Origin of the sequence: Lachnoclostridium sp. (assembly GCF_031997925.1) — a bacterium.
Classification (GTDB): Bacteria; Bacillota; Clostridia; order Lachnospirales; family Lachnospiraceae; genus Lachnoclostridium.
The window spans coordinates 168,339-174,821 of sequence record NZ_DAMADT010000001.1 but is presented as its reverse complement, the minus strand read 5'-3'; the positions used below and the strand labels follow the sequence as shown (position 1 = coordinate 174,821).

8 protein-coding genes are annotated in these 6,483 nt (G+C 35.6%); 1 reads left to right on the top strand and 7 read right to left on the bottom strand.

The window, feature by feature from the left end:
- From RTP52_RS00780 to RTP52_RS00750, 7 genes are all read right to left on the bottom strand, one after another.
- Positions 1-500: RnfABCDGE type electron transport complex subunit D (locus RTP52_RS00780; RefSeq protein WP_312368583.1), on the bottom strand; the 500-nt coding region annotated here is incomplete at its 3' end.
- 40 nt (positions 501-540) lie between these two features.
- Complete coding sequence (rsxC, locus tag RTP52_RS00775) at positions 541-1,863, bottom strand: electron transport complex subunit RsxC (RefSeq protein WP_312368582.1); 1,323 nt, start codon at positions 1,861-1,863, stop codon at positions 541-543.
- Positions 1,864-2,622: 759 nt separating this feature from the next.
- Positions 2,623-2,913 carry a sporulation transcriptional regulator SpoIIID gene (spoIIID, locus tag RTP52_RS00770; RefSeq protein WP_012198240.1) on the bottom strand — a complete coding sequence of 97 codons (291 nt, stop codon included), beginning with the start codon at positions 2,911-2,913 and terminating at the stop codon, positions 2,623-2,625.
- Between the two features lie 155 nt (positions 2,914-3,068).
- The gene (locus tag RTP52_RS00765; RefSeq protein ID WP_312368581.1) at positions 3,069-3,644 is read right to left on the bottom strand and encodes a hypothetical protein; all 576 of its coding nucleotides are present in this window, start codon (positions 3,642-3,644) and stop codon (positions 3,069-3,071) included.
- Positions 3,629-4,249 carry a J domain-containing protein gene (locus RTP52_RS00760; protein WP_312102377.1) on the bottom strand — a complete coding sequence of 207 codons (621 nt, stop codon included), beginning with the start codon at positions 4,247-4,249 and terminating at the stop codon, positions 3,629-3,631. The genes RTP52_RS00765 and RTP52_RS00760 overlap by 16 nt, the downstream gene beginning before the upstream one ends.
- Before the next feature lies 1 nt (position 4,250).
- Positions 4,251-5,108 (bottom strand): DUF5685 family protein, encoded by an 858-nt coding sequence (locus RTP52_RS00755; protein WP_312368579.1) that lies wholly within the window; start codon positions 5,106-5,108, stop codon positions 4,251-4,253.
- 166 nt (positions 5,109-5,274) lie between these two features.
- Positions 5,275-5,652 (bottom strand): arsenate reductase family protein, encoded by a 378-nt coding sequence (locus tag RTP52_RS00750; RefSeq protein WP_312102335.1) that lies wholly within the window; start codon positions 5,650-5,652, stop codon positions 5,275-5,277.
- Positions 5,653-5,750: 98 nt separating this feature from the next.
- Between RTP52_RS00750 and RTP52_RS00745 the strand changes: the two genes are divergently transcribed.
- Entirely contained in the window at positions 5,751-6,434 is a 684-nt protein-coding gene (locus RTP52_RS00745; RefSeq protein ID WP_312368577.1) for a superoxide dismutase, read from the top strand.
- The last annotated feature ends 49 nt before the right edge of the window (positions 6,435-6,483 follow it).

Below are 6,483 nucleotides of genomic sequence, written 5' to 3'. Positions count from 1 at the left end.
AGTCCAGCATAACCATAGTTAAATAGATATAATGCTTTACTTGAAGCACTGGAACTTGCAAAGGATCCTACTTCAAATTTTGTCATAAGAGGAGGAAAACAGATGGCTAAGAAACATCTAGCTGCAAGAGCAGGGTTCATAAAGTTTTGTCCAAGTCCACCATATAACTGTTTTACTACGATAATTGCAAATACACCACCAACCATTGGAATCCATAATGGAATGGTTGCAGGCATATTCATGCCGATTAATAAACCGGTAACTAAAGCACTACACTCATAAGGACGATATGGTTGCTTCATTAATCGTTCATATAAAAACTCGGATACCACACAGGATGTCACCGAAACTAATAATACCAAAAATGCTGAGAAACCAAATTGATAAATACCAAATAAACAAGCAGGCATTAACGCAATTGCAACGTCTCTCATAATCTGTGCTGTCGTTACACCACTACGCACGTGCGGTGATGCAGAGACATTATACATATCTTTCAAAGATTCCACCTCTTTCTTAAGTCTTACTTCATTCTCCTCTTTACGACTGCTTGCGTTCGTTTAAAATACTTTTTTTGGTCTGTTTAAAAGCCTGTGTTAAATGACGTCCTGCTGGACAGATATAAGAACAACAGCCACAATCACAACATTCCATACCATTTAACGCTTCAAAGCTTTTATTATCAGAACGTTCTGCATACTCCATTAATTTCTGTGGAACAACTCTACCTGGACAAACAGCCACACAACGTCCACAACGGATACATGGTCCCTCTGCCATTTCCGCCACTTCATCCACAGTAAATGCTAGTAATGCACTGGAGGTCTTCGTAACTGGTATGTCTAGGGAGTAAAGAGCAAGTCCCATCATTGGCCCACCAGAAATCAACTTCGCAGGTTTTGCACGAAATCCTCCTGCAGCTTCTGCGAGTTCACTGTAATTAGTACCAGTTAATACAATAAAATTCCCTGGATTCTTCACAGCATCTCCAGATACCGTTATGACTCTTTTGATAAGAGGTGTATTCTCTGCTACTGCTCTACAAACTGAAATCATAGTATCTACGTTGTTTACGATACAACCGACATCCGATGGTAGCATAGTAGAGTTCATTTTACGACCCGTTATTGCATAAATTAGCACACGTTCCGCACCCTGAGGATATTTTGTTTTAATAACTTTAAGCTCAATTTTATTCTCATTTCTTAATGCATGAGTAAGCGCATTGATTGCTTCTGGTTTGTTATCTTCTACTGCAATAATAGCCTTTGCATTTTCAAATAAACGAAGTGTAATCTTAATACCTTTAATTAAGCGATTTGTCTCTTCTAACATCATTCGGTAATCACTAGTTAGAAAAGGTTCACACTCAGAACCATTAATAATTAAATACTCAATTGCACTATCATTCTTTGGAGTTAGCTTGATATGTGTTGGGAAACCAGCCCCTCCCATTCCTACAATACCAGCTTCTTTAATAATAGAACGAATTTGTTCCTTTTTAAGGGACGTGTAATCTCGCTCTACTCCAAATCCTTCTACCTGAGTATAAGCGTTATCATTTTCCACAACAACGGATTCTACCATGGTACCTGCCACAGTTAATCTTGGCTCTACAGCCTTTACTGTACCAGACACCGAGCTAATGATGCAGGCGGAGATTGCTCCATCTGCTTCACCAATTTTTTGGCCCACCAAAACTTTGTCACCCTTCGCAACAATAGACTTTGCCGGATTACCAATGTGTTGAGACATTGGATACACAAGATCTCCTTTTGGTAGCAATAAAGTGGTTGACTTATCCATCGCTAGCTCTTTTCCTTCATAAGGATGAATGCCGCCTTTGAATGTTCCTGCTGCCATTTTTTCTCCTTCTTTCTTTCTAATTTAACTGCCCCCTTAACGGTATACAGCTATAAACATTTCGGATACTTTCCACAAACCTGTGATTAAATTAACACATAGTTAGCGTGAGTTGATGATACAATAATTTTTTCTTTGCGTTCGTTTCTATTTTAACACAAAATAAGTACTTTTTGAATGAAAGAATTTAACTATTTACAAATTTATTTCTAAATCGACAAATCTGAAAATTAATACTTTTCACTCTTTTCATCCATACGTAGTATCCGCTATTTGTGTCAATTGTAAGCGATTACATTATCAATCATTTAAATATTGATAAAATATTATCATATTCCCTCTAAATGTTGATTAGTGGCTATGTACCAGATTGTGTGAAACTATTCACATAATGTAAGAGCTTTCATAAAGGTAACAAGAAATTTTATAAACACCAACCATTTAATTATACCATAATATAGCTTTATTTCCAACAGTTTATTACATAGTTCGTGAACATTTTCATCATACACCTTATACAATTACTTTATGATCAGATATAATGAATCCTTTTTAATCAGACTATGATTCTATACTTTTTTCTCTTAGTGAAACACAAAATTTGATAAAATAACAGAATGATAGCGCACTATGCTGGGCGCACAGAAAAACCGGAATGCCTGAGTTATCCCCAAAACATCCCGATCTTACTTATGCTCATCAACCAATGTTCATTCACGATTGTTCATAAACATTTTAATGAACAGTACTAACCCCTTCTTAATATCCTTGCACGGTCTTTCCTTTATGTAGGTACTTCTCTTTGGTAGCCAATCCACCTCTGATATGTCTCTCTGACTTATTCAAATCCAAAACGACACGTGCTCGCTCTGCCAGAGAAGGATTTACTTGTAATAAACGCTCGGTAACGTCCTTATGTACCGTCGACTTAGAGATACCGAACTGCTTCGCGGTCTGTCTGACTGTTGCATTGTTTTCTATAATGAATGCAGCAATCTCAGCAGCACGTTCCTCGATTTGTTTATGCTTAAACAAATTGGAGCCTTTCATGGAAGTTCCACCTGAAATACTTGTTTTTATAATCTATTCCATGTACAGATAAATTATGCAATATACAAATACTTTTGTAAATTAAGGAAGCTCTACATGAAGTCTTTGACGTGAATTTTAGGTCAAGACTTCATGTAGAGCTTTTATTATTACTTTTAATTTCGGATCATGCTCTTTTTGATTCGTTTCCAGTACTTTTGGATAAACACATCATATGCCATATCGTAGAGAACAAATATAATCTGACCACCTATTATGAATAGTATATAAATCATTGGTGAGATTTCTCCACTGTAAAATAAACCAGGAGATAAAAATAAAAAAGGTAGATAAAGAACGTTAAACACAACAAACTTAATGATATAAAAAAAAGCATTGGGCTTTTTTTCGATTGGAACCCTGTTTATTGTGGCTAATTTTTGTAACTCTTTTTTAGTTAAGTATACTCTGATTATTTCCATAATGACAATGTAAGCACTGATGGTTGCAAAGGTTAGGCAATAGAGTTTATTTGGGACTAGTGTCATACTAAGTAAGATGGCTGAAACGTAGAATCCAATACCAAACTTAACTCCACTCTCTCTAAAATTTACTCCCACTAGATACGATGCTGCTGCAAGTAAAAAGAAAGTACTCGTTTCAAACACAGAACTAAGTATCGTAAGTAAAATCGTTAATGCTAGTAATAAGCCTGAAAACGCCAATTTTTTTGTGCTTAGATGCATGTGCACAAATCGCCTCCCATACACTCGCAGCAAGCATCTGCGATACATAAGTTACAGCACATATCGCCGGCATCTGCACCACCACGGCCATAACCATAGCCAGTTTGCGTATATCTTCGGCCTCCCCACTGTAACTGATTCAGTAGATTAACATACTCTGGATTATTTGGTTCCATTGATACAGCAGTTCTCGCGTGATCAGCTGCAAGTACATTATTACCAACACCAATATTGGCAATCGCGCTATAATAATACCATCTGGCAGTACGATTACTAATACCTGAGAGTAGGCTAAGGGCTTCACTAAAGCGTCGTCCATTGATTTTGGAAGCGACATCGGCAAGGACTCCATCTTCACGATATGTCTGGTTTCCATAGGATTGCCCACTATAATTTCCGTTAGTGGAGTAGCCACCATTTTGACGTTCGTTCATAATGGTGTCGTATGCTTCCTGTACTTCCTTAAATTTCTCTTCTGCTAAATCAGATAGAGGATTATCTACATAAGAATCTGGATGATATTTTCTACTTAATTCACGATAAGCTTTTTTTACCTCATCATCGGTAGCTGTTCTGCTTATCCCAAGTACCTGATATGGATCTTGTGTCATACTATATTCCTTTCCCTTCTTCATCAATTACTTTCTTGTTACAGCTTTTTGTACCATATTCGTCGTACTTCTTCCATACCCCCGCATATAGTATGTTTCTTAACAGTTCGACATCAAGGATTAATGGCAACCTTTCAAATTCCTTTGAACATTCGGACATCATCATGATTAATATTTGTCGATATTCCTCCTCAAAAGTAGGTTTGCCTACCTTCTCCTTTAATGGATTAAAATTACCTTTTATGATATCTTCCTTAACATCCTCATAAGCATCTAATAAATAGATGTATTTCCCAAGATAGAAACCTAGCCTTCTTAATGTGCCCTCCCATTCATCCTGGCGGTAAACAAACATCTCTCCCATTAAATCACCGAACGGTTTTGCTATCTTATCAAGGTCTGTAACATTTTCTTTCTCGTATTCTTGTAACTTTGCCAAGCACTCTGCAATCACCTGGCATTTTTCAGGATATTTCTTTTCTATTTTATGATATTTCCTTACGAATAACTTGCTTGCGCTAAGTCCTACTATGCTTTTCTCATCGTTCCAATCATCTAAAAATTTATGATAAGTTAGCGCGATATTCATATCCGCTGCATACTCCGTTACTTCATTATGAAGCATCCAATGTTTTTTCGTTGGATGTGCAAGACATCGATGCTGTTCTTCTGTCACTTTACTTTCATACAAAGAAGATAAGAGTATAATTAAAAATGTCATATCATAAGTCAGTGTCATCTGTCCAAAACGTCCATAGCGTTCTTTTAGAACTTGACATAGTCCACAATAGTATGCACGATATTTATAGTATTCCTTCATCTTAAGCTCCGGCTTATGTATTCCTATATAACCAAACATCGATTCCTCCAACTAATACTTTTGTTAACTTTAATCATTGCTTATTATAACAGCTATATGAACAAGATTCATCAAATTTCTTTGAATTTTAATAATGTTTTAACAAATTTATCCGAACATGTCGGATAAATTTGTTTCACACCTAAAACTCTATGGATAAATGCTACTAATATCGCTTTAAAACTGGTGGAAGCAATTTCTTCTTCCACTCATCTTCCTTAAAACCAACAAGTACAAAGTCATTACCTACTAAGATTGGTCGTTTTACTAGCATACCATTTGTAGATAGTATTTCAACCATTTCCTCAACTGTCATAACTTTAATCTTTTCTTTTAGATTTTGTTCTCGATAAAGTAGTCCACTCGTATTAAAAAACTTAGTAAATGGCAATCCACTTTTCTCTTGCCAAACTTTAAGTTCCTCCTTCGTAGGATTGTTTACTGTAATATCTCTTGATTCAAATGCAATCTGATTTTTTTCTAACCATTTTCTTGCTTTGATACAAGTTGAACATTTCGGATACTCTAAATACTGATAACTCATCAATCCACCTCCATATTTTTTTGCAATCTCCTATCGCCGTCACACTCTGTCGTTTTTTACATAAACTATAGTAAATAATACGATAGGATGTTCTAATTATGAGTCAAAACAATCAAACTTATCCATTTCCATTGCTTCCACTACCATATGCTCGCGATGCTCTCTCTCCAAACATAAGTGAATATACTCTCTATTTTCATCATGAAAAACACCTTAAAACTTATGTCGATAATCTTAATAAAGCTTTAAAAAATTATCCAGAATTCCAAGCATGGAATCTTGAGGAATTAATTGTTCATAACAATCTTCTTCCTTCCGAAATTCAAACACCAGTAAAGCATAATGCTGGTGGTGTATACAATCATAATCTATACTTTTATTCCATGAAGACTCCAAGTAAAACATCCATAATGCCAGTGCAAAATACCAATCAAGTTAATACTCCAGGAAATGATTTTCTAAATCTCATTAACCGTTCCTTTGGCAATTTTAATGAATTTAAGGCTAAATTAAAAGAAGCTGCACTACAAGTTTTTGGCTCTGGTTATGCTTGGCTTGTGTCCAATTCACGTGGTGAATTATCAATCGTTACAACTGCAAATCAGGATACACCGCTTACCTTAGGACTAATTCCACTTCTTCCAATTGACGTCTGGGAACATGCATACTATCTTGATTACCAAAATAGGCGTAATGATTATATCGACAAATGGTTTGATCTTATAAATTGGGATTTTGTATATTATCTCTATAACCGTCAGTTTCAATTATATACAAAATAATAAGTAACACAATTATTTTTATAGGAAAAAGGGTATCTTAAAGTCAAAT